18 protein-coding genes are annotated in these 22,989 nt (G+C 62.1%); 14 read left to right on the top strand and 4 right to left on the bottom strand.

Going from position 1 to position 22,989, the window contains the following annotated elements:
- Positions 1–153 precede the first annotated feature (153 nt).
- The 7 genes from pyk (at position 154) to AWB69_RS01295 (ending at position 9,013) form a co-directional block, all read left to right on the top strand.
- Positions 154–1,590, top strand: coding sequence for a pyruvate kinase (pyk, locus tag AWB69_RS01325; protein WP_062081363.1), 1,437 nt, complete (start codon positions 154–156; stop codon positions 1,588–1,590).
- Positions 1,591–1,898: 308 nt separating this feature from the next.
- Entirely contained in the window at positions 1,899–2,963 is a 1,065-nt protein-coding gene (gene fba, locus AWB69_RS01320; RefSeq protein WP_062081231.1) for a class II fructose-bisphosphate aldolase, read from the top strand.
- A 401-nt stretch (positions 2,964–3,364) separates the two neighbouring features.
- Positions 3,365–4,267, top strand: a complete 903-nt coding sequence (locus AWB69_RS01315; protein ID WP_062081361.1) for a phosphoribosylaminoimidazolesuccinocarboxamide synthase — start codon at positions 3,365–3,367, stop codon at positions 4,265–4,267.
- 228 nt (positions 4,268–4,495) lie between these two features.
- Positions 4,496–5,023: a 5-(carboxyamino)imidazole ribonucleotide mutase gene (gene purE, locus AWB69_RS01310; RefSeq protein WP_062081229.1), complete on the top strand. Its 528-nt coding sequence runs from the start codon at positions 4,496–4,498 to the stop codon at positions 5,021–5,023.
- Between the two features lie 78 nt (positions 5,024–5,101).
- The gene (locus AWB69_RS01305; protein ID WP_062081227.1) at positions 5,102–6,289 is read left to right on the top strand and encodes a 5-(carboxyamino)imidazole ribonucleotide synthase; all 1,188 of its coding nucleotides are present in this window, start codon (positions 5,102–5,104) and stop codon (positions 6,287–6,289) included.
- 5 nt (positions 6,290–6,294) lie between these two features.
- A complete protein-coding gene (locus AWB69_RS01300) occupies positions 6,295–7,317 on the top strand; it encodes an L-threonylcarbamoyladenylate synthase (RefSeq protein WP_062081224.1) in 1,023 nt (340 codons plus the stop codon).
- A 373-nt stretch (positions 7,318–7,690) separates the two neighbouring features.
- On the top strand, positions 7,691–9,013 hold the full coding sequence (locus AWB69_RS01295) for an ATP-binding protein (RefSeq protein ID WP_331712651.1): 1,323 nt from the start codon (positions 7,691–7,693) through the stop codon (positions 9,011–9,013).
- 160 nt (positions 9,014–9,173) lie between these two features.
- On the opposite strand, the gene AWB69_RS01290 is transcribed toward AWB69_RS01295, so the two are convergent.
- From AWB69_RS01290 to AWB69_RS01280, 3 genes are all read right to left on the bottom strand, one after another.
- Entirely contained in the window at positions 9,174–10,361 is a 1,188-nt protein-coding gene (locus tag AWB69_RS01290) for an SGNH/GDSL hydrolase family protein (protein ID WP_062081359.1), read from the bottom strand.
- A 247-nt stretch (positions 10,362–10,608) separates the two neighbouring features.
- Complete coding sequence (gene dacB / locus AWB69_RS01285) at positions 10,609–12,213, bottom strand: D-alanyl-D-alanine carboxypeptidase/D-alanyl-D-alanine endopeptidase (RefSeq protein WP_082913217.1); 1,605 nt, start codon at positions 12,211–12,213, stop codon at positions 10,609–10,611.
- A 160-nt stretch (positions 12,214–12,373) separates the two neighbouring features.
- On the bottom strand, positions 12,374–13,342 hold the full coding sequence (locus tag AWB69_RS01280) for a LysR family transcriptional regulator (protein ID WP_062081219.1): 969 nt from the start codon (positions 13,340–13,342) through the stop codon (positions 12,374–12,376).
- 169 nt (positions 13,343–13,511) lie between these two features.
- On the opposite strand from AWB69_RS01280, the gene AWB69_RS01275 reads away from it, so the two are divergent.
- Genes AWB69_RS01275 through AWB69_RS01265 form a run of 3 tightly spaced genes read left to right on the top strand, consistent with a single transcriptional unit; the run spans position 13,512 to position 17,122 of the window.
- Positions 13,512–14,822: an MFS transporter gene (locus tag AWB69_RS01275; protein WP_062081217.1), complete on the top strand. Its 1,311-nt coding sequence runs from the start codon at positions 13,512–13,514 to the stop codon at positions 14,820–14,822.
- Positions 14,823–14,841: 19 nt separating this feature from the next.
- Positions 14,842–16,086: a Zn-dependent hydrolase gene (locus tag AWB69_RS01270; protein WP_156528696.1), complete on the top strand. Its 1,245-nt coding sequence runs from the start codon at positions 14,842–14,844 to the stop codon at positions 16,084–16,086.
- Between the two features lie 13 nt (positions 16,087–16,099).
- Positions 16,100–17,122: a histone deacetylase family protein gene (locus AWB69_RS01265; protein ID WP_062081212.1), complete on the top strand. Its 1,023-nt coding sequence runs from the start codon at positions 16,100–16,102 to the stop codon at positions 17,120–17,122.
- Between the two features lie 108 nt (positions 17,123–17,230).
- Here the strand turns inward: AWB69_RS01265 and AWB69_RS01260 are convergent, their stop codons facing one another.
- Positions 17,231–18,334: a helix-turn-helix transcriptional regulator gene (locus tag AWB69_RS01260; RefSeq protein WP_062081210.1), complete on the bottom strand. Its 1,104-nt coding sequence runs from the start codon at positions 18,332–18,334 to the stop codon at positions 17,231–17,233.
- Positions 18,335–18,675: 341 nt separating this feature from the next.
- Here AWB69_RS01260 and AWB69_RS01255 point away from each other — a divergent pair, with 341 nt between their 5' ends.
- The 4 genes from AWB69_RS01255 to AWB69_RS01240 all read left to right on the top strand — a co-directional run bounded on the left by AWB69_RS01255 (position 18,676) and on the right by AWB69_RS01240 (position 22,987).
- Positions 18,676–19,725 carry a porin gene (locus AWB69_RS01255; RefSeq protein ID WP_062081208.1) on the top strand — a complete coding sequence of 350 codons (1,050 nt, stop codon included), beginning with the start codon at positions 18,676–18,678 and terminating at the stop codon, positions 19,723–19,725.
- A 12-nt stretch (positions 19,726–19,737) separates the two neighbouring features.
- A complete protein-coding gene (locus AWB69_RS01250; protein ID WP_062081206.1) occupies positions 19,738–20,934 on the top strand; it encodes an MFS transporter in 1,197 nt (398 codons plus the stop codon).
- Positions 20,935–20,998: 64 nt separating this feature from the next.
- Entirely contained in the window at positions 20,999–22,117 is a 1,119-nt protein-coding gene (locus AWB69_RS01245; protein ID WP_062081355.1) for a class II histone deacetylase, read from the top strand.
- A gap of 72 nt (positions 22,118–22,189) precedes the next feature.
- Positions 22,190–22,987, top strand: coding sequence for a MoaF C-terminal domain-containing protein (locus AWB69_RS01240; protein WP_062081204.1), 798 nt, complete (start codon positions 22,190–22,192; stop codon positions 22,985–22,987).
- Positions 22,988–22,989 lie beyond the last annotated feature (2 nt).

Raw genomic sequence — 22,989 nt, 5'->3', positions numbered from 1 at the left:
CTGATTCCGGTCGCCGGGCAGATATCGAATAGCCATCACAAAGCGACGCCGGCTCGAGCCGGCGCGCGTTCGCAGGCGGAGACATTTTCATCCCCGTCGGCACACCGTACTCGCAGCGCTGTTTCAGGCGATACCACCCAGACGAGGAATTCCATGCATCGCGCTACAAAGATTGTCGCCACTATCGGCCCCGCTTCCAGTACCCCTGAGATCCTGCTGCAAATGATGCAGGCGGGTCTCGACGTGGTTCGCTTCAACTTCTCGCACGGCACCGCCGACGACCATCGCCAGCGCGCGCAATACGTTCGCGACGCCGCCAAGCAATGCGGCCGTGAAGTTGCGCTGATGGCCGATTTGCAAGGCCCGAAGATTCGCGTGGGCAAGTTCGAAAACGGCAAGGTCACGTTGATTGCGGGCAATTCGTTCATCCTCGACGCCCGTTGTGAGTTGGGCAATGACGAACGTGTTGGCCTGGACTACCCCGATTTGCCGCGTGACCTGCGCGCGAACGACGTGCTGTTGTTGAACGACGGGCTGATCGTGCTCGACGTGGTTCGGGTGATCGGTGAAGAGATCCACACCACGGTGAAAGTGGGCGGGGACCTTTCGAACAACAAGGGCATCAACCGGCAGGGCGGCGGTCTGACTGCGCCGGCGTTGACCGAGAAGGACATGGAGGACATCAAGACGGCGATGTCCCTCGGCGCGGATTTCGTGGCAGTGTCGTTTCCGAAGAACGCTACGGACATGGAGATGGCGCGGCAACTGGCGAACATCGCGGGCGCGCCTTATGGCATCAAGCCGAAGATGATCGCGAAGATCGAGCGCGCGGAAGCCATTCCGGCGTTGCAGGGCATTCTTGATGCTTCGGACGGCATCATGGTCGCGCGTGGTGATCTCGCGGTGGAAGTGGGTAATGCGGCTGTGCCGGCGTTGCAGAAACGGATGATCCGGATGGCGCGCGAGTCGAACAAGTTCGTGATCACGGCTACGCAGATGATGGAGTCGATGATCCATGCGCCCGTGCCCACGCGTGCTGAAGTGTCGGACGTGGCGAATGCGGTGCTGGACGGTACCGATGCAGTGATGTTGTCGGCGGAGACGGCGGCGGGTAAGTATCCGGTGACGACGATCGAGACCATGGCGGCCATTTGCCTGGAGGCCGAGAAGTCTGAGCAGAGCGAGCTTGACAAGGATTTCCTTGATCGCACGTTCACGCGGATTGATCAATCCATTGCAATGGGTGCGTTGTTCACGGCTTATCACCTGGGTGCGAAGGCGATTGTTGCCTTGACCGAGTCGGGGGCGACGGCGTTGTGGATGTCGCGGCACTGGTCGCATGTGCCCATTTTTGCGCTGACGCCGCGCATTGGCAGTGAGCGGACGATGGCGCTTTATCGGAACGTGACGTCGTTGCACCTGGATACGAACACCGATCGCGATATCGCGCTTCAGCAGGCGCTGGAGGTGGTTGTATCGAAGGGATATGCCGCACGCGGCGATATGGTTGTGTTGACTGTCGGCGAGCCAATGGGGCAGGCCGGCGGGACTAACGCAATGAAGATTGTGCGGGTGGGTGATCCGTTTTAAGTTTGTTCGCACAAGGAATGGGGCTCGGGGTTGATGACGTAGCGCTGCGGCAAGCAGTAGCAGCGCGGCATTGACTCCGACCACCCGGCATTAACGCCGGCTGTTACGGCCGATACCACCATCCCAAGCTTCGCCCCCGCCGCATCCTCGCCCTACCAACGTCCCCAAAAAACCGCCACCGGTGCGAACGAGCACATAGGGCTCCTATCGGTCCGGCTAAAATATTACAAACCTGGCGATGCCCAAAACACCAAAAACACCGCAAACAGCCAATAAAAGACTTCGTTCCATCTCAAGGAGTTTTACCCATGCCTCTCGTATCAATGCGTCAACTGCTGGACCACGCGGCTGAAAATGGCTACGCACTCCCAGCATTCAACGTCAACAACCTGGAGCAAGTACAAGCCATCATGTCCGCTGCCGACCAGGTCAATGCACCGGTCATCATGCAGGCCTCCGCCGGCGCGCGGAAATACGCCGGCGAAGCGTTCCTGCGTCACTTGATTGAAGCAGCGGTCGAGTCATATCCCCATATCCCGGTCGTGATGCACCAGGACCACGGGCAGTCCCCCGCAGTCTGCATGGCCGCCATCCGCAGCGGTTTCACCAGCGTCATGATGGACGGCTCGCTTGAAGCCGACGGCAAAAGCGTCGCATCGTATGAATACAACGTCGACGTCTCGCGCAAAGTGGTCGAGGCAGCCCATTCCATTGGCGTGACGGTGGAAGCCGAACTCGGTGTGCTCGGCTCGCTCGAAACCATGAAGGGCGACAAGGAGGACGGTCACGGCGCCGAAGGCACCATGACCCGCGAGCAGTTGCTCACTGACGTCGAACAAGCCGCCGACTTCGTGAAGAAAACCCAGTGCGACGCGTTGGCTATCGCCATTGGCACATCGCACGGTGCGTACAAATTCACCAAGAAGCCGACCGGCGATATCCTCGCCATCCAGCGCATCAAGGAAATCCACCAACGCATCCCGAACACCCATCTGGTGATGCACGGATCGTCGTCGGTGCCGCAAGATCTGCTGGCCGAAATCCGCGAATTCGGCGGCGACATGAAGGAAACCTATGGCGTGCCGGTCGAGGAAATCCAGGAAGGCATCCGTCACGGCGTTCGCAAGGTGAACATCGATACCGACCTGCGTCTCGCAATAACGGGTGCAATTCGGCGCTATTTCGGCGAAAATCCGTCGAAATTCGATCCGCGCGACTACTTGAAACCCGCCCGCGAGGCGGCAAAGAAGATTTGCTTCGAACGCTACATGCAATTCGGCTGCGAGGGCCAGGCGAGCAAGATCAAACCGGTCCCGCTCGATAAAATCGCCGAGAAGTACAAGTCCGGCGAACTGGCTCAAATCGTCAGGTAAGCAAGTTGAAATAAGCGCTTTGGCCCGGTCTGACCGGGCTTGCAGCGCCAGCCTGCCTTGGGTCATAAGTTGATTGACAAGCCCGGGGCAGGCGTTTGAACGGCTCGCTGGACGGCCTTTTTTGAGATGGCCATCCTCGACGGCGTAGCGGGCGGTTTCGTCTGCAGCCTCACCGTCGATGAACCAAAAACGAGTCGTCCGCCCGACCCGTTTACAATAGAGGTGAGTCGCGCTTGTCGCCCGGTTTTGCGCCGGGTATCAAACCGCAGAATGAATGCAAAGGCTGACCCCGGGCGCCTGACAGGGCCAGCCGACACGAACCGCCGTTCCCGCAATTCCGGGGAACGGCGTGTTGGTTTTTTCTCTCAGCCTGATTTGCGGCACTTTTCCGGTAGATGACGATGTCCACCTCACATTCCCCGCTGTACGAATCCACGCTGAAATCGTTGCCCCTGCTTGGCCGCGGCAAGGTCCGCGACAACTACGCAGTTGGCAAGGACAAGCTCCTGATCGTCACCACCGACCGCCTCTCGGCGTTCGACGTGATCATGGGCGAGCCCATTCCGAACAAGGGCCGTGTTCTGAACCAGATGGCCGACTTCTGGTTCGCGAAGCTCTCGCACATCGTGCCGAACCACAATACGGGCATTGATCCGGCAACCGTCGTTGCCGCCGATGAAGCCGATCAGGTCAAAGGCCGCGCCGTGGTGGTGAAGCGCCTGGAGCCAATCCTCGTGGAAGCGGTCGTGCGCGGTTACCTGGCCGGTAGCGGCTGGAAGGACTATCAGGCCACGGGTTCGGTCTGCGGCGTGGCATTGCCGCCGGGCCTGAAGAACGCCGAAAAGCTGCCCGAGCCGATTTTCACGCCGGCAGCGAAGGCGGAAATGGGCCATCACGACGAAAACATCACCTACGATGAGATGGAACGCCGGATTGGCACGGAACTCTCGGCCACCATCCGCGAGATTTCGATCAAGCTGTACAAGGAAGCGGCCGAGTACGCGGCAACGCGCGGCATCATCATCGCGGATACGAAGTTCGAATTCGGGCTGGACACGCGCGGCGAACTGTTTCTGATGGACGAAGTGCTGACGGCGGATTCGTCGCGTTTCTGGCCGGCGGACGGGTATCAGGTGGGCACGAACCCGCCGTCGTTCGACAAGCAATTCGTGCGCGACTGGCTCGAAACGCAAGCATGGGGCAAGACGCCCCCGGCGCCGAAACTGCCCGACGATGTGGTCGCGAAAACGGCCGAGAAGTACGAAGAAGCGCTGCAACGGTTGACCGGGCAGTCGCTGGCGTAAGGTTTCAGGCCGCCGGGCCGGCCAGGACGGCGCTCGCTGTTGCGGGCGTTTCCGGTGGCCTGGCCGCAGTAACGGCCGAGAAATAGCCGCGGGCGTTCAGCGCACCTGTGTGTTCGGCCCTGCAGCGCCGAGCCCAGAAAGCCGTTCCATGATGACCGGCAAGCTATCAATCCGCATCACCCGAAAAAGGCCGCCGAAGGCCTGTCCACCCCAAAGGAATGCAGCACGATGAGCGAAGTCCAGACCGCCGCCGCGGCCCACGCGCATGACGCACCGTTGATCGGCGTGTTGATGGGTTCCAGTTCCGACTGGGACGTGATGAAAAACGCGGTCGCGATCCTGCAGGAATTCGGCGTGCCTTACGAAGCGAAGGTTGTATCGGCGCACCGCATGCCCGACGAAATGTTCGCCTACGCCGAAAGCGCACGCACGCGTGGCCTCGCGGCGATCATCGCGGGGGCGGGCGGCGCGGCGCATTTGCCGGGCATGCTTGCCGCCAAGACCACGGTGCCGGTGCTGGGCGTACCGGTATCGAGTAAATATTTGAAGGGCGTGGATTCGCTGCATTCGATCGTGCAGATGCCCAAGGGCGTGCCCGTGGCGACGTTTGCTATCGGCGAGGCGGGGGCGGCGAACGCGGCGTTGTTCGCGGTCTCCATACTCGCTGTCACCCAAACGGCCTACGCTGACAAGCTCGCGGCATTCCGCGCGCGCCAGAACGGCGCAGCGCACGCCATGGTCCTCCCGCCGCTGTAAGCGACCCGTTGATGCAGCCGTTTCACGTAACACCTCCGGCAATATTTCCGGCCGAGACTGATTGACCGACCCCACAAGATGAACGCACACATCCAACCCAATTCTCCCATCCAGCCGGGCGCATGGCTCGGCATGGTCGGCGGCGGCCAGCTTGGCCGCATGTTCTGTTTCGCCGCGCAGTCCATGGGCTATCGCGTGGCGGTCCTCGATCCGGACGAGGCGAGTCCCGCCGGTTCCGTCGCCGATAAACACCTGCGCGCGGCCTACGACGACCCCGCCGCGCTGACCGAACTCGCGCGCTTGTGCGCGGCGGTATCGACGGAATTCGAGAACGTGCCGTCCGCCAGCCTCGATTTCATCGCGAAAACCACCTTCGTGAGCCCCGCCGGCCGGTGTGTCGCCATTGCGCAGGATCGCGTGGCGGAGAAACGGTTTATCGCGAGCGCGGGCGTGCCGGTGGCGCCGCATGTGGTGATCGAGTCGCCCGAGGCGCTGGCCGCCTTGAGCGACGAACAGATCGCCGCCGTGTTGCCGGGCATTCTGAAGACGGCGCGCCTGGGCTACGACGGTAAAGGCCAGACCAGCGTGCGCAATGTCGATGAAGTGCGCACGGCTTACGGGTCGCTCGCGGGCGTGCCGTGCGTGCTCGAAAAGCGCATGCCGCTGAAGTTCGAGGTGTCGGTGCTGATCGCGCGCGCCGGCGACGGGAAGTCGGCCGTCTTTCCGCTCGCGCAGAACCAGCACGTTGGCGGAATTCTGGCGAAGACCGTCGTGCCGGCGCCGGATGCGTCGCCTGCTCTCGTGGCCCAGGCGCAGGACGCCGCGCTGACTATCGCCGCGAAGCTGGATTACGTCGGCGTGCTGTGCGTGGAGTTTTTCATCCTCGAAGACGGGACGCTGATCGCGAACGAAATGGCGCCACGCCCGCACAATTCCGGCCACTACACCGTCGATGCCTGCGCGACCAGCCAGTTCGAGCAGCAAGTCCGCGCGATGACCGGCATGCCGCTCGGCGACACACGCCAGCATTCGCCGGCCGCCATGCTGAACATTCTCGGCGACATCTGGTTCGAAGGCGCGAAAGCGCGCACGCCGCCGTGGCATGACGTGATGGCGTTGCCGACTGCGCGCCTGCATCTGTACGGCAAGGAGGAGGCGCGGCCCGGCCGCAAGATGGGCCACGTGAATTTCACCGGGGCCACGCTGGAGGAAGTGCGCACGGCGGCGCGCGATTGCGCCCGCATGCTGCACATTGCGCTGGACTGACTTCGATGACTTTCGACACCCCCACCGTCGCGCAGATCCGGGAGGCGGCCACGTTGCTCGACGCCGGCCAGCTCGTCGCGTTTCCGACTGAAACCGTCTACGGGCTGGGCGGCGATGCCGAGAATGCCGAAGCCATCGCGCGGATCTATGCGGCGAAGGGGCGGCCGTCGAATCATCCGGTGATCGTGCATCTCGCGCCCGGCAGCGATCCGGCGTACTGGGTCCAGACGCTTTCAGCCGACGCGCAGAAACTGATCGATGCATTCTGGCCCGGCCCGCTCACGCTGATCCTCAAGCGCGCGGCGCACGTGCCGGCGGCGGTCAGCGGCGGGCAGGATTCCGTCGCTATCCGCTGCCCGTCGCATCCGGTGGCGCAGGCGCTGCTCACCACCTTCAGCACCCTGCGCGATGGCCATGGCGGCGTGGCGGGGCCATCGGCGAACCGGTTCGGGCATGTCAGCCCGACCACGGCGCAACATGTCCGCGATGAATTCGGCGCAAGCGTACATGTGCTCGATGGCGGGGCGGCGAAGGTGGGCATCGAATCGACAATTCTTGATTTGTCGCGGGGCTTTCCCGCGTTGCTCCGGCCGGGGCATGTGAGTCCGCTGGAGATTGCGGACGTGCTGGGCGTGATGCCGCGTCTGCCCGATGGCAGCGACGCCAGCGCGCCGCGCGCCTCCGGCACGCTGAAGGCGCACTACGCGCCGCGTACGCCGCTCAGTTTGCTGCCGTTCGCGGCGCTGGAACGGATGCTCGCCGCGCATCCGCCGAGCGGCGGCAAGAAGCTGGCGCTGGTCGCGCGTGCATCGAGCGCGGGTAAATGGGCCCACGCGCCGAATGTCCATTTCATTGCTGCGCCTGATGACCCGCAGAGCTACGCACGCGAACTGTACGGTCTGCTGCGCGCGCTCGATTGCGCCAATGTCGAGCGGATCTTGATCGAGACGCTGCCGGTATCGGCGGAATGGAGCGCGGTGAACGACCGGCTGGGACGCGCGGCGGCGGCGTTTGAAGAGCAGGGCTAGACGGGCGGCCGGTTTGCATGTGTTCGACAAAGTTAAGATACAAAAATGTATCTTAACTTTGTCGAACAGCGCATTTGGCCAAAACCCCGGTGACTGATCGCTCGTTGTGTTCTTAATTTAGCCAAAAATTATGATAAAAATCATGCGCTTAGATCTGTAAAAAAGTTAAGATACAAAAAAGTATCTTAAGGGTATCGGCATGGCGCAATGGTCGTTTTACGGTCGCACGGGCACGTTGGAGACGCTCGACAAACTGGTTCACGGACCAGCTTGGTTCTTTTGCCGTATTCAAGGTCGTCGGCGTATAGGCAAGACAACGCTGTTGCGCGAGCTTTCCAAATCCGACGGAACATTGCTGGCCCGCATGGTTTACATGCAAATTCCCGACTCGGATGAGCGCGACGTCGCCGCGAGTTTTCGCCGTACGCTCGGCGATTGCGAGTCCCCTTTTGCGAACTCCCTGGCCGATTCGGTAGTGGATTTCAGTTCCATGGCTTCCGCTATTGGCGATTTGTGCCGCGACGGGCTTGTCGTCGTACTTGACGAATTTCAGTACTTCACGGCGCCGAAGCTTCGGCCTTTCAACTCGTTTTTGCAGGAGCAAGTGGATCGGCTTCGCGAGACGCATAAAGGCGGTTTGTTTGTGCTCGGCTCGCTTCAATCGGAAATGAGCGCACTGCTCGACGACAAAGGCGCGCCGCTCTTCGGCCGGCTGACCGCGACCATCGAATTGCAGCATTGGGATTTTGAAGATCTGACCACCGTCTATCGCGCGCACGAGATCGAGGATCCTTACCAATGGCTCACGCTATGGAGCTTTTTCGAGGGCGTACCGAAGTTTTATCGAGACGCTTTCGATCAGGGCCTGTTTTCCGTGCCCCGGGACAATTTCCCCCAAGCTCTGCTGGAACGGATGTTCCTCAAGGAGGGAAGTCCTTTGGCGGAGGAAGCGGACACATCATTTCTGCGAGAGGTGAAGGGGAAAATGCTGTCCATCCTGAACTACCTTGCGCAGAACCCTGGTTGCAGCAACGGTGATGTGGTCGCGGCCGTCAACAGGGAGGATGACATGACGCCTTTGGGCACGCACATCAGGCGACTGGTTGAAAACTACCAGATGATCGACAAGCGTCAGCCCGTGTTTTCCGACAGCAACAGCCGCAATGCCCGGTACTACGTTACCGACAACTTTCTGCAGGCGTGGCTGGCGGTGGTCAAGCCGGCGCGCGACACCTCACGCATGCGCCCGCTCGCCAAGGCAATCGAACGCGCGATGCCGCGTTGTTTCGGGCACGAAGGTTTTGCGTTCGAAAAGCTGATCCGGCATTTGCATATTGAATGCTCACGTAAGGGCCTGGGCGATTTCTCCCTGAGCTCCATCGAGCTCGGATATTGGAACCGGGCGCGCAATGTGGACAACGACATTGAGATCGATATTGTCGCGCTGGATGCCGACGATCAACGCGTGCGATTCGGTTCATGCAAGCGCAACGCGAGCGCACACGATGGGGCGTCTCTCGCGAAGTTCGAAACGCATATCGAGAGGTTCCTCTCGACAAAAGAAGGCAGAAGAGTAGCCGGTTGGACCGTTGAGAAAGCGCTGTTTTCGCCCGTATTCACGACGGCCGAGAAGGGAGCTTTTTCAGAAAGGGGTTACGAGTGCCGCGATCTGCAATGGTACGCGGCGCTTTTCTAAAATACGCCCCCCTTGGTTTTCGGCAGACATTCGTGCCAAAACTATCCGGCTGGTCAGGCGGCGTCGGGATTTTCCAGCGTACGCATGATCACCAGCCCAATGAGAAATGCCCGGTCTTCTTCGACCGGGCATTTTTTATTTCACGCTCGTCCAGCCGGACTTATTTCCCCAGCCCGCTTGCAGCAATCTGCTGCTCCACGAACGTGGAGAACAGTGCGTGCAGGTGCGTCGTCGGGTGGACCGTGTCGGCGTACATATATGACTGGTCCGCGCCGGCCACCGTGTAGGTTTGCGGCGAGCAGAACAGCGACGTGCCGAATGCGGTCGGGTCTGGCTCTCCCAGCTTGGTCGCAGCCGCGATCATTGCGTTGAGATTACAGGCCGTACCCGTGTTCGACACCGTGAAGCCGTTCGCCTGAAAGTTCGCCTGGATACCGTCCACCCAGCTGTAGGCATCGACGAAGACCACCTTCGACAACAGCCCGGCCTGCTGCAGCGCGCCTTTCAGCGTGCCGTTGAACAACTGCGTCACTTGCGAGAAGGTCACGCCTTTATCAGCGCTGGCCAGGCCCAGCGGCGCTCCGCCGATGTCAGGAACCGTCGACACCACCACGTGCGTCGCACCGGCTTGCAGCACCCGGCCAACCAACGTCGCCAGGTCGATTGCCGCCTGGCTGATGGCGGTTGTCGCGGCAGTCTGCGCAGCGGCGCCCGCTGCCTGCGCTTGCGCCGGCGTGATGGTTCCCGCGGCGAGCTGGGCCTGGATGCCGGCGGCAGTCGCTTGCTCGACGGTCAGGTTGTAGAAGATGTCGTTGGCGCCGCCGTTCACCAGCACGAGCTGGTTGGCGTTGAACGAGCCATGCGAGGTGATGAACTGGGTCACCTGGTCGTTGATCGGGATCGTCGTGGCCTGTGAGTAGTCGGCGTTCGGCGTGCCCGGCGTGGCATGGCCAACGCCCGGCTGCAGCGTCACGCGTGCGCCGCCTTGTGCGTAGCCCAAACCGCTGGCCGCCGAAAGCGGGATGCCGAAGCCGCCGGTATTCGCCGCTGTCAGCGTGCCGCCGTAATGCTGCGCCACGTTCTGGGTCCAGACCTGGCCGGGATTCGTCGTGAAGCGGCCGCCGCCGAAGTTCGCTGTTGCAACCGGCGCATACGTGCCCACGTCCGAGAGACTGTCGCCAAACGACACCACTTGCAGCGTCACACCGCCCGGGGGCGTGTTGTTGTTGTTATTGCTGCTGCCGCCGCATGCGGCCAGCAATGCAAACGCAGCGCATGCCGTGGCCGTCTGGACGGCGAGCAGCCAGCGCGTTTGACGCGCAGCAGGTTTCGTCAGGGCTGGTTTCATTGACTTCATCTCCTCGGTCCTCGTTTATCTGGTCATGTGGTCTGCACGCCGCTTCGAGTTTTCTGCCGGCTGGCTTTCCGCTTGGGCGCTGGCTTCAAACGACACGCACTGCGGACAATGCGTGTCGTCGGCTTGGCGTGGCGATAGCTTACCGAATCTTTAAGAGGATTTGAGATTGTTTCCTACGAGGGTTTGCCTGTGCTTGCAGACTGCGCGTCCTCGGGTTCTAAGCGGGTCAGGAAGCGCCTCATTCAGCCGATGCCGTACTGCGGCGCGCGCCTTCATAAACCCACTCGAGCAGCGCGTCATGCGCCGCCCGCGCCGCCTCGGCGCGCGGATCGTTGATAAAACTCACCACCACGTAGCTCTCGCCGTTATCCGCGCCCACGTAGCCGGCAATGGCCCGCACGTCGCGCAGCGTGCCCGTCTTGATGTGGGCGTTGCCGCCCGCGCCCGCGTTGGTGAGCCGGTTGCGCATGGTGCCGTCCACGCCCGCAATGGGCAGCGACTCGATGAAGACCTGTGCCACCGGGCTCGAATTCGCCGCCGTGAGCAGGTCGGCGAGCGATTGCGCCGTGATGTGTTCTTCGCGCGACAGGCCCGAGCCGTTATCGAGGTAGAGGCCGGTCATGGGCAGCGCGCTCCGATGCAGGAACGCCTGGATCGCCGCTGATGATTTCTGGGTTGTCGCCGGCGGTTTGCCCATCGCGGCGCCAATGGTCAGGAACAGGTTGCGCGCCATCACGTTGTTGCTGAACTTGTTGATGTCGCGAACGATATCCGACAACACCGGGCTGCGGTGCGTGCCGACCAGCCTTGCGCTGACCGGTGTCGGGCCTTCGCGCGTGGTGCCGTTGAAGGTGCCGCCCGCCTGTTTCCACAGCGCCAGGAAGCCGCCGGCGAAGAAGGTGGAGTGATCGAGTGCGGCGACGTTGATGGTGCGCGGGCCGCAGCGCAGCGGATAGTCGCCGATAAACGACGCCTGCACAAAACCGCCCGTGGTTTGCGCCACGCTCGGCGACGCCGCTGGCAGGGAGCCCGCGCAAGCGCCGCGCGTGACGTGCAGTTCGTTGTCGATCTGCAACTGCGCGAGTTGCGGCAGCACATCGATCGCCACCTGGCCGTCCGGGCTCGGCGTCAGCGTGAACGACAGCGACTTGAATGCGTACAGCAGCGGATCCGGGCCGACGTTGTAGGGCGCGCTTTCGTCGGCGTCGAAGGCGGGGAGGTCGCGCGTGGACGTATCGAAGTAGCGTTTGTCCAGCACCAGCGCGCCGTCAATGCCCGTGATGCCGTTGCGGCGGATCTGATCCACCAGGTCGATGAGTTCTTCCGGCACGAGTTTCGGATCGCCCGTGCCCTGGATATACAAGTTGCCGTGAAGGACGCCGTTTGCATCGACTTCACCGTCGGCGTAGGCGGTGGTTTTCCAGCGGTAATCCGGGCCCAGCAGCGACAAGCCCGAGTACGTGGTGACCAGCTTCATGGTGGAGGCGGGCATCATCGGCTCGTCGGCGTTGATCGCGACGAGCGGCACGCCGTTGCCGCCAATCCGCTCGACCACCACGCTCATCGATGAAAGCGGCACGTGGGCCCGTGCCAGCGCCGCCATGACCGTGGCCGGCAGCGGGCCGGCCGGGACGACGACGCGCTTGTTGAACTTCGACTTCTTCGCCGCGGCGCGTTTCGCTGTTTGCTGCTGCGCTTCCGCTTTGGGACCGCCGCCGCCGCGGGCATCGACGGGCGTGTTTATCGCGAAGGTGAAAGTGGCTGCGGTTATGACCAGGGTCGCGGCTGCACGCCAACGTTTGGCAAGTGGATTTTTCCTGTTCAGAAAAGAGGCTCTATACATGTGGTCGGATCGTGATGTCGTGCGGTTTTGCGGATTGCAGGGCGAGGGGCACCTGAGCGGTGCGGCTATTGTATGGGGGTTCTGCTTACGGTTTAAGGTTTGCCGGCTTTCATCCGGCGGCGGGTGCGAAGCCCTGGCGCGCCGCAGTCCACCTTGGGGCTCAGCGCGGGGCCAGCCGCTCGGGCAGTGAATAACGCTGCATCGTGCGCTCCATGCCGTCGAGAAACGCCTGCTCCGCCGCGTTCATCTTGCGTCCGCGATGCCACAGCAAGTCGACGTCGACATCGACCAGACCCTCTTCCGGCGGCAAACGCCACAGGCGCTGTTGCGAGAGGTCGTCGCGGACAATGTGCTCGGGCAGGCAGCCGATGCCGTATCCCGCGAAGATCAGCCGCCGCACTTCGTCCAGACTTGGCGAGGCCGCCACGATCCGTCCCGTGAACCCGCGCTGGTCACGAAAGACGGTCAGCGGCGACAAGCTGTCGCCAATCTGGTCGCTCGTGAACGACACGAAATTCTCCGCGAGCAGGTCTTTCATGGACAGCCCGTGCCGTCCAAACAAGCGATGGTACCGGCCGCAAAAAATGGCGTATCGCTGGCGCAGGAAACAGCGCTGCTCGAGTTTATCGATGGGCGTACGGCACAAGCTGAGCCCCGCCGTCGCGGTCTTTTGCAGCAGCGACGAAATGATGTCCGACGAACGCATCACCTCGATATGCAAGTCGATGCGCGGATAAGTCCGGTGGAATTCGCCGAGAAACTCGTCGTACACGCCGGAATCAATGCGGCTCACCGTCAAGAGCCGGATCGAACCGGTGATGTCCTCGCTGCGGTCATCGAGTTCGGTCTCGAGCCGCGACATGTGGCCGTAGATATCGCTTGCGATCCGGTACACCTCTTCGCCCGCACGCGTGGGCTCGAAGTGCGGACCGCGGCGGTGGATCAGGTTGCGCCCGAGCGTGTCTTCCAGGCGCTTGAGCGCCTGGCTCACCGCCGGTTGCGTGAGATGCAGGCGCGCGGCGGCGCGGCTCACGCTGCGCTCCTGCATGATGACCAGGAAGGTCCGCAGCAGGTTCCAGTCGAGCCGGTCATTCAGGAACCGCGCGATATCCACCCGCCGTTGAGTCATGGAGAGGTCCGTTGTACAGGCAGAGGTATTAGCCAAACTTATACGGCGAATAATAAATCGAAATTGGACTAATGTTTTATGGCTGGCGATAAAACAGCCTGACAACGTGTTGATTTGTTGATTTGTTGATTTGTTGATTTGTTGTATCCGCAGCGCTTCAGGAGCCACCGTGACCCCAGCACCCATTTCAACCCGCCAGCCCGTGCGCGCGGCGACCGCCGCTTTTATCGGCACGATGATCGAGTGGTACGACTTCTACATCTACGCCACTGCCGCCGCGCTGGTGTTCGGCGAGCTGTATTTCCCGTCGCACGATCCGTTCATCAGCACCATGGCGTCGTTCGCCACCTTTGCCGTTGGTTTCTTCGCACGGCCCTTGGGCGGTGTGATCTTCGGGCACCTTGGCGACAAGATCGGCCGCAAGAAAGCGCTGATGACCACGCTGATGATGATGGGCGTGGCGACGGTATGCGTCGGTTTGCTGCCGGCTTATGCGAAGGTCGGTGTGCTCGCGCCGGTCTTGCTCGTGCTGCTGCGCGTGGTGCAGGGCATCGCGGTCGGCGGCGAATGGGGCGGGGCCGTGTTGATGGCCGCCGAACATGCACCCAAGGGACGGCGGACGTTCTTCGCGTCGTTCGCGCAATTGGGCAGCCCGGCCGGACTGATCCTTTCGCTGATCGCGTTCCGCGCGGTGACCTCCATGCCGCATGAGGAGTTCATAACGTGGGGCTGGCGTCTGCCGTTCCTGATAAGCGCGGTGTTGCTCGTGGTCGGCATTTGCATTCGAATGGGCGTGAACGAGTCGCCGGAATTCGAGCGCGAGAAGTTGTCCAAACGCACGGTTGAATTGCCGATTGCCGAAGTGTTCCGCTCATCGGGCGCGCTGGTTGCGTTCTGCATTGGCGCGAATACGATCGGCATTGCCGGCGTGTATTTCACCAATACCTTCATGATTTCGTACACCACGCAATATGTGGGCGTGACGAAATCGCTGATCCTCGATTGCCTGTTTGCGGTTGCAATCATCCAGTTTCTCACGCAGCCGCTCGCCGCGTGGCTGGCCGAAAAGATCGGCGGTGCGCGCTTCCTGAAGCTCACGGCCCTGTGCGCGATGATCTCGCCGTATCCCATGTTCATCCTCGTACAGAGCGGCAACATGGTGTCGATGATTATCGGCATCGCGATTGCGGTGGTCTGCATGGCGAGCTTCTATTCGGTGATCGCGGGTTTTGTCAGCGGTGTGTTCCCGGTGCGCGTGCGGTACTCGGCAATCTCGATTTCGTATCAGGCCTGCGGCGCGATTGCGGGCGGTTTGACGCCGCTCGTGGGCACCTGGCTTGCACATAAATTCACCGGGCAATGGTGGCCGCTCGCGGTGTTTTATACGTGTCTCGCCGGGATTTCACTGCTGTCCATCGTTGCACTCGATGCGCTGAAACATCGCCGTGCCGATGCTCCGGAAGCACTGGCGACCCGCTGAATCTGGAGGATACCGAATCATGTTGAAAATCGACGGTCCGCGTTTGTGGGCGACCCTGATGGAGATGGCGAAAATCGGCGCGACTCCGAAGGGCGGCGTGCGTCGCCTTGCATTGACGGAAGAAGACCGGCGCGGGCGCGAGTTGTTCGCCACGTGGTGCAGCGAAGCGGGAATGACGGTGCGTACCGATGAAGTGGGCAACTTGTTCGCGCGTCGCGAAGGAACGGACTTGAAGGCGAAATCCGTGCTGATCGGCAGTCATCTGGATACACAACCGGAAGGCGGTCGCTTCGATGGCGTCTACGGTGTTCTGGCCGCGCTGGAAGTGGTGCGCACGTTGAACGATCACGATGTGGTGACCGAGAAGGCCATCGAGATCGTCTCGTGGACGAACGAAGAGGGCGCGCGTTTCACGCCGGCCATGCTCGGCTCGGCGGTGTTTGTCGGCGCGACGCCGCTGGACACTGCGCTGCAGACCAAGGACGCTGAAGGCGTGACGTTGCGCGAGGCGTTGAACGAAATCGGTTGTGCGGGAACACGCGGACCCGGCGTGCAACACGTCGATTCGTATTTCGAAGCGCATATCGAACAAGGGCCGATTCTGGAGAGTCACGGCAATCCTATCGGCGTAGTCACGGGCGGGCAGGCGATCCGCTGGCTCGATGTCGAAGTCACCGGTGTTGCCGCGCACGCCGGCACGACGCCGATGCCGTATCGGAAGGACGCGTTGTTTGCGAGTGCGGCGATGGCGCTTGAACTTGAAGCTATCGCGCAACGTTTCACGCCGCTCGGCCTGGTCACGATCGGCCAGGTGGACGTGCCGAATTCATCGCGTAACACCATTGCGGGGCGCGTTGCGTTCACCGTCGATTTGCGTCATCCCGACGATACGCAAATCGACGCGATGGAAAACGAAGTGCGCGCGGCCTTCGGCAGGATCGCTGCGGATCGAGGGCTTGAGGCCGAGATCGCAACGTACTGGAAAAGCCCCGCGACGCCGTTTGATTCCGCGTGCGTCGATCTCGTCGAAGAAGCCACGAAAGGCTTCGGCTACGCGTACGAGCGCATTGTCAGCGGCGCGGGGCATGACGCCATCCACCTCGCGCGGCATGTGCCCACGGCCATGGTTTTCATCCCCTGCGTGGATGGGCTGTCGCACAACGAAGCGGAGGATGCGCTTTCCGAAGACGTTACCTGCGGTGCGAACGTTTTGATCAATGCGGTGCTGGCGCGTGCGGTGATTGGCGCGACGATCAGCGTGTAACAAGGACCCGACAATGCTGACTTACTTCCATCCTTTGCAACTCAAGCACCATCCGCGCACGTATTTTTCGCGTGGCCAGATGCGCACGCCGCAGGAGATTCCGGAGCGCGCGTTGCGGCTGGTCGAGGCGTCGAAGGCCCTGGGTTTCGATGTCCGTGAACCTGCCGACTTTGGCGCGGCGCCGCTCGCCGCCGTGCACGGCATGAACTACTTGCGCTTCCTTGAGGAGGCGCATCGTGAGTGGAAAAAGGCGCCCGGTGAATGGGGCGACGAAGTGATGTCGAATGTGTATATCCGCGAGAACAATCCGCTGCGTGGAGTGCTCGGGCAAGCAGCGCGTTATCTCGCCGACGGCAGTTGCCCGGTCGGCCCTGATACGTACGAATCCGCGTACTGGTCGGCGCAAAGCGCGCTGGCGGGGGCAAACGCCATTCTTGACGGTGCGCGTGAGGCGTATGCATTGTGCCGGCCGCCGGGGCACCATGCGCGGGCTGAAGCGGCTGGCGGTTTCTGCTACCTGAACAACGCGGCAATCGCGGCGCAGGCGCTGCGTGCGAAGGTCGGCCGCGTAGCTATCCTCGATACCGACATGCACCACGGCCAGGGCGTGCAGGAAATCTTCTACGACCGCAGCGACGTGCTGTATGTCTCCATTCACGGCGACCCGACGAACTTCTATCCGGTCGTTGCCGGCTTCGACGACGAGCGCGGCCACGCGGCCGGCGACGGTTATAACGTGAATTTGCCGATGCCGCATGGTTCGCCGGAGGACGTGTTCTTCGATCGTCTCGATACCGCCGCGCGCGTGCTCGAGCGCTTCCAGCCGGACGTGCTGGTGCTCGCGCTCGGCTTCGACATATATAAGGACGATCCCCAGTCGATGGTCGCGGTGACCACCGAGGGTTTCCGCAAGCTCGGCGCTCGGATCGGCGCGCTCAAATTGCCGACGCTGATCGTGCAGGAGGGCGGATATCACATTGATACGCTGGAGGTGAATGCGCGCGCGTTCTTCGGCGGATTTGGCGCGGAGCGCTGAAGAACGCGGAGCCGCGATGGGCGCGGCGCAATCGTCAAGCTGCAGGGGCGAGAAACCAGTGCTCGATTTCGTGCCACACGCACGCAAGTACAGCGCGCGCCCCACGACTCAATCATCTCCACTCAATGGGACGTTGCCGCGCACGCCAAGGCCAAGCAACCGCTGAATCTGGCTCTTGTTGTGCATTTCCAGCTTTTTATAAGCGCAGCGCAAGTAGTGGCGCACGGTTGTCGGCGCGATTGCCATGCGCTGCGCAACCTCCTTGTGCGACAGCCCTTCGCCAAAGAGCCGGATAGCGATCAGCTCGCGCGGACTCAGACGATCGAGCGGCGAGCGAGGCTGCGCGTCGAGCTGAAACAACCCGGCTACGGGCACGCAACGGATTACTATCGACTTCCCCGCATAGGCACGCCGCGCATCGTTGCGCAGATGACGCACCAACGCGTGCGGCAGCCAGCCATCTTCGCAATCCGGCCATTCGCTGCGCAGAATGGCGAAAAATCCAGCATCCCCCTGATGCACGGTTCCGAATCGATCACACAGCGCGCGTCCCGGTACGCTCGCGCCGTCCGCACGTTCGCGCGTGAGTTGGAACGAGCGGTTGATCGTGAGCGCCGCAGCGAGATGCGGAATCACGTCTTCGATCCTGCGGGCATCTTCTTTCGTGAACGGCTTGTCCAATGCTCGCCGATACACCGAGAGAAAAGTGGTCAGGCCGAACCGATGGTCGAGCGTAAAGACGCACATCAACTGCGCGAGGCCGTGTTTGATGGCCCAGTCGCGAAAGCGCGGAGCAATGCCAGGGTCGACGATGGAAATCGACATGGCTTCTCCGTAGCGGCCCGACATGCGTTGTGCGAGCGGATCGCAATCGCGAATGCCGGTCCAGCCGGCGAAAAAGTCTTCGTTTAGCGCGACCATGAAACTGTTGTGCATCACGGGGCCGCTGAGCGCATGGGTCGCCACGCCAGTCCAGCCGGCATCGAAGGGCAATTGCTCGGCGAGCAGCCCGAAAAAACCTTTCTCAAATTCACCGATGCCGCTGCGGCCGGCGAGCGCATAGAGCTCCAGCAACAGGACGCTCAGGTCCCGCGACGACGTGCCGTTGCGGGCGAAGGCCCCTTCGAAATCCAGGCGGCGTGCACGCCCGGACGGGGCCGTGCGATGGTCGAGCGATATGGCATCCGGCACGTCCTCGATCTGTACAGCCATTCCGCCAGGGTCAACGATAAATGTGACGCTCTGCTCCTCGCACGGGCCAGGGATGCTCGTTGAGCCGTTTCGCCTGATCAAGATAAATCATACCCGGACTATTTAAATAGTCCTACGTATAAATCGAGCCAGTCCCCTCCATTTGAGGGGTGTGCGCATCCTCTGCGAGACGCACCAGAATGTCTCGTGCCATCGCTTCATCCGGCAATGCCGCCAGGTCCGGCTTCGATGGCTATCCAAGGGTTTCCCGCATCGTCCATCTGGACGACTGTTCAACGCTCATCGGGATGCAGACACTGTTTCTGCGGCACATCCACAGCAACACCTTTGGAGCCTGACTAATGAAACGGAACTATCGGAGGCTTCATGCCGCGTATTGCTGTCTGCTCGCGTCGCAGGTTCTCGCGCCACGCGCGGCATCGGCGCAATCGAGCGTGACGATGTACGGAATACTCGACGCAGGCGTGCAGTATCTGACCCGTGCCGATGGACAGCATGCGTCGGTGGGCCTGCAAAACTATGGAGTCCTGCCGTCTCAGATCGGGGTGACCGGCACGGAGGAGTTGGGTGGTGGCCTGCAGGCCCTCTTCAAGCTCGAGCAAGGCCTGAACCTCAACGACGGGACGCCGACAGTGCCCGGGCTTGCGTTCTTCCGCGGTGCGTATGTTGGCCTCACGGGTCACTTCGGCAGCGTGACCATCGGCCGTCAGTTCAGCGTGCTGTTCGACAAGACCGTTCTCTATGACCCGCTGCAATACGCGGCGTATGGCGGCCAGGGCGTACTCATGCCAATGATGTCGAATTTCATCGACAACGCATTCAAGTACAAGACCCGCGAATTTGGTGGCTTCAACGCGGAAGCACTGGCGGCAACGGGTGGTGTCGCCGGCAACTCACGTAGCGGCCGGGTGTTGGAGATCGGCGGTGAATATGCGAGCAAGGTCTTGGGCGCGAGCGCGGTTTTGCATCGTCGGCAAGGCGAGGTTGCGGGAGCGACCGATGCCTCCGGCCAGCAGTTGACGGTCGGGACGCTCGCCGCGCGCTTAAGTATCGATCCCCTCACGTTGTATGGCGGCGTCGAACGGCTCACCGGCTCGCTGGCGCCTGCCAGGACGGTTGGCTGGGCCGGCGTTCGTTATCAGGCCGCCCCGGCTCTCGGTTTTGCAGGTGGCGTCTATCAGACGTTTTCAAACACGCCAAGCATCGGCCATCCAACGCTCTTTATCGCAAGCAGCACCTACAACCTTTCCAAGCGTTCAGTCGTCTACGCCAACCTCGGCTTTGCGCGTAACAGCGGGCATAGCTCGCAGACGGTCTACGAATACGACCCGGCTCCACTCGACGGCGCATCGCAGCTCGGCGCGATGGTCGGCATGTACCACCTCTTCTGAGACCCGCTACTTATGAAAACTTATCTGGCCCCCGTCGGGCTCAGCGCGGGTCCCGCACGCGGGTTCACCCGGTCGACGCTTGTCTCCCTCGTCGTTTTCTCCGCGATAGCACCGTTACTCCTGCTGGTCGCACCGGCGGTCGCCGCGCAACTCGGCGGACCGATGGGCTTGAGCGCATCGCAGATCGGCACGTACTTTTTTGTCGAACTCGGCGCATTCAGCCTGGCCACCGCGCCCTCGTACTTATGGCTCGGCCGCGTCGATGCTCGCCGCGTGGCGGCATGTGCGACGGCCGTATTTTGCGTCGGTAACCTGATCACCGCGCTCGTGATGCCAGGTTTCGTCGCGTTGCTGGCGCTGCGGGCCGTCACGGCGCTCGGTGGCGGAACGCTCATGGTGCTTTGCATGACGAGCGCCGCGACGAGCGGCGACCGCGACCGGGTCTATGGTTTGTGGGTCGTGGGACAACTGGTGGCGGGCGCGCTCGGCCTGCTCTTGCTGCCGCATCTCTTCAATGCGTTCGGCTTGCGTGCGCTTTACGTCACGCTCGCGCTGCTGGCGGTTTGCGCCGCTCCGCTCACTCGCGGCTTTGATCCCGCACTTGGCGGCAAGCGGCTTCAGCGCGACCCACACAACGAGCACACGGTCCGCGCGACAGCTGGCAACACCTCCGGCGCAGCCAGCGCAGCGTTCGCCGTTGCCGGCGTCCTGGCGTTCTACCTTGCCATTGGCGGCGTCTGGACTTTTGCGAGCGAGGCCGCCTCGCTTGCGGGACTCGATGCGAGCCGCAGCGGCAGCGTGCTCGCGATCGCCAGCGTGATGGGCATTGCCGGCGCGGGCGTGGCCTCGCTGATCGGCGGCCGCCTTGCCCGCCGCGTGATGCTCGTCGCGGGGTACGGATTGCTCTTCGCCGCGTTGGCCGGACTCTCCGTCCATTCGGGCGTCGGGGCTTACATGACGGCGATCTTCGCCTTCAAGTTCGCCTGGACTTTCGTGCTGCCGTTCATTCTCGCGGCAGCCGCGAACAAGGACCACTCCGGGCGCCTGATCGCTTCGCTCAACTTTGTGATCGGTGCGGGTCTCGCTATGGGCCCGCTGATAGCAGGTGTCCTGCTTGACGCAGGCGCCAGCCTCCACGCGCTGTTCGCCGGGGCGGCGGCAATTTGCACGCTTTCACTCGTCTGCCTGCTTCGCGTCGAGCGAAGCTGAAGCACGGTTCTCGCCTGCCCTTGAACCGAACCCTTTCCAAACGAGTTACCCGATGACCAACACGATGACCCACACCGCTTTTTTCACCGATGAACGGACGTTCTGGCACACCAGCGGCGCCCACGCTTTATTTTTCCCCGTTGGCGGCTGGGTTCAGCCTCCTTCGAGCGGTGGCTACGCCGAATCTCCCGACTCGAAACGACGCCTTCTCTCATTGATCCAGATGTCAGGCCTGGGCGGCCAGCTCGACATGTGCAGCGCTCCCATTGCAACCGATGACGAACTCATGCGTATTCATCCGCGTGAGTACCTCAGCCGCTTCAAGGCCCTGAGCGACACAACGGGCGGTGATCTCGGCGACCCCGGCGACCTTGCACCGTTCGGCAAAGGCAGTTACGAGATCGCGGCGTTATCGGCCGGTCTGGCCATTGGTGCCATCGATCGCGTGCTTGGGCGCCGCTCGGGCAACGCGTTTTCGCTGTCCCGGCCGCCAGGCCACCACTGCCTGCGCGACAAGCCGATGGGATTCTGCCTGCTTGCCAACATTCCGGTCGCTATTGAGGCGGCGCGCGCGAAGCATCAGGTGCAGCGTGTCGCGGTGATCGACTGGGATGTCCACCACGGCAACGGGACGCAGTCGATCTATTACGACGACCCCAACACGCTGACCGTCTCCCTTCATCAGGACCGATGTTTTCCACCGGGTTATAGCGGTGCCGAGGAGCGCGGCGAAGGCGCGGGGCTCGGCGTGAACATCAACATTCCGCTGCTGCCGGGCGGCGGGCACGACGCGTATCTGTACGCCATGGAGCGCATTGTGATTCCCGCGCTCGACAGGTTCCGGCCCGAACTGATCGTGGTAGCGAGCGGGCTGGATGCGAGCGCCGTCGATCCGCTTGCGCGGATGCTGCTGCACACCGAAAGCTACCGCGCCATGACGCGCCTCATGCTCGACGCCGCGGACCGGCATTGCGACGGGCGCCTCGCCATCGTTCACGAAGGCGGATATTCGGAAGCGTATGTGCCGTTTTGCGGCCACGCGATTGTCGAGACGCTTGCGGGCGTGGGTACTGACGTAATCGATCCAATGCTCGATCTTGCTATCGCGCAGCAACCGGGCGAACGGTTCGTGCAGTTCCAGCGTCAGCTAATCGATGAATTGGCGGCTGGATTTTCACGGTGATTTTCGCGGCAAGCGTTTGTCCGTCGAAGCCCCATTCGTTCAACTGTTCAACTCTCAAGGAGTTCTATTGCCATGACATCACAGCCCGGTTTCATCCATGTCGGCGCGCTCGCCGAAGGCTTCGCGCCTGACAGCAACATCCTGCCCGCCACCGCGGATCTGGCCGGCCGAGACATGCGGCTGCAATTCAGCGACGGTTCCTCCCTTGCACTGGAATTCCTCGCCGCCGGCACCTTGCGCACGAATCGCGGCGAACACGCCTATCGCGCAACCTCGGTGCGCGCCGGCATTTATTTCGTCGATTATTCCGGCGGCGAAAGCGGCGCGTCATCGACCAGCCTCGTACTCGACCTGCGTCGCGGACTGGCTACGTCGGTCACCGGTACCTTGCCTAGCGAGCGCGAGACGCGCGTCGACGCGTTTACCCGGGCCGAACGTGGTGACGAATTGACCGCTGTGCACGCAAGCTTCCGGCACGGTGTGATCGCACCCGGCGTGGCTGCGGCGCCCACGGTCGATGCAACCGCGCTGCATGCCCCGACGGCCGAGTTGATCGGCATGCGCAATCTCTACATCTATAGCGAGACCGAGCGCTACGAGCATTTCTACGCGTGGCAATGCCTGGAAGGCGCGGAGAAGGGGCTGGCAGACCTTGACCGGTGCCACTCTTTTCGCATCGACGAGCAGCTTTATCTGTTCGTCTGGCGCGAAAAGGTCATCCCGACACTTGGCGTGGTGATGATCGATCTGGCAGGCATGAAAACTGACGGCAAGATCATTGGCTATCAGGGTGATTCGTTCGACGCGGTCTCGAATTTTCCGGTCGGTGCACAGGCCACGGTGCTCAACATCACGCGGTATCCACAATGAAT

It is taken from the genome of Caballeronia udeis (assembly GCF_001544555.2).
GTDB lineage: Bacteria > Pseudomonadota > Gammaproteobacteria > Burkholderiales > Burkholderiaceae > Caballeronia > Caballeronia udeis.
This window is presented reverse-complemented; position numbering and strand designations above follow the sequence as displayed.

Coding starts and splice junctions, on each gene's coding strand:
- pyk (WP_062081363.1), top strand. CDS start 154: ATGCATCGCGCTACAAAGATTGTCGCCACTATCGGCCCCGCTTCCAGT.
- fba (WP_062081231.1), top strand. CDS start 1,899: ATGCCTCTCGTATCAATGCGTCAACTGCTGGACCACGCGGCTGAAAAT.
- AWB69_RS01315 (WP_062081361.1), top strand. CDS start 3,365: ATGTCCACCTCACATTCCCCGCTGTACGAATCCACGCTGAAATCGTTG.
- purE (WP_062081229.1), top strand. CDS start 4,496: ATGAGCGAAGTCCAGACCGCCGCCGCGGCCCACGCGCATGACGCACCG.
- AWB69_RS01305 (WP_062081227.1), top strand. CDS start 5,102: ATGAACGCACACATCCAACCCAATTCTCCCATCCAGCCGGGCGCATGG.
- AWB69_RS01300 (WP_062081224.1), top strand. CDS start 6,295: ATGACTTTCGACACCCCCACCGTCGCGCAGATCCGGGAGGCGGCCACG.
- AWB69_RS01295 (WP_331712651.1), top strand. CDS start 7,691: ATGCAAATTCCCGACTCGGATGAGCGCGACGTCGCCGCGAGTTTTCGC.
- AWB69_RS01290 (WP_062081359.1), bottom strand. CDS start 10,361: ATGAAACCAGCCCTGACGAAACCTGCTGCGCGTCAAACGCGCTGGCTG.
- dacB (WP_082913217.1), bottom strand. CDS start 12,213: ATGTATAGAGCCTCTTTTCTGAACAGGAAAAATCCACTTGCCAAACGT.
- AWB69_RS01280 (WP_062081219.1), bottom strand. CDS start 13,342: ATGACTCAACGGCGGGTGGATATCGCGCGGTTCCTGAATGACCGGCTC.
- AWB69_RS01270 (WP_156528696.1), top strand. CDS start 14,842: ATGTTGAAAATCGACGGTCCGCGTTTGTGGGCGACCCTGATGGAGATG.
- AWB69_RS01265 (WP_062081212.1), top strand. CDS start 16,100: ATGCTGACTTACTTCCATCCTTTGCAACTCAAGCACCATCCGCGCACG.
- AWB69_RS01260 (WP_062081210.1), bottom strand. CDS start 18,334: ATGGCTGTACAGATCGAGGACGTGCCGGATGCCATATCGCTCGACCAT.
- AWB69_RS01255 (WP_062081208.1), top strand. CDS start 18,676: ATGAAACGGAACTATCGGAGGCTTCATGCCGCGTATTGCTGTCTGCTC.
- AWB69_RS01250 (WP_062081206.1), top strand. CDS start 19,738: ATGAAAACTTATCTGGCCCCCGTCGGGCTCAGCGCGGGTCCCGCACGC.
- AWB69_RS01245 (WP_062081355.1), top strand. CDS start 20,999: ATGACCCACACCGCTTTTTTCACCGATGAACGGACGTTCTGGCACACC.
- AWB69_RS01240 (WP_062081204.1), top strand. CDS start 22,190: ATGACATCACAGCCCGGTTTCATCCATGTCGGCGCGCTCGCCGAAGGC.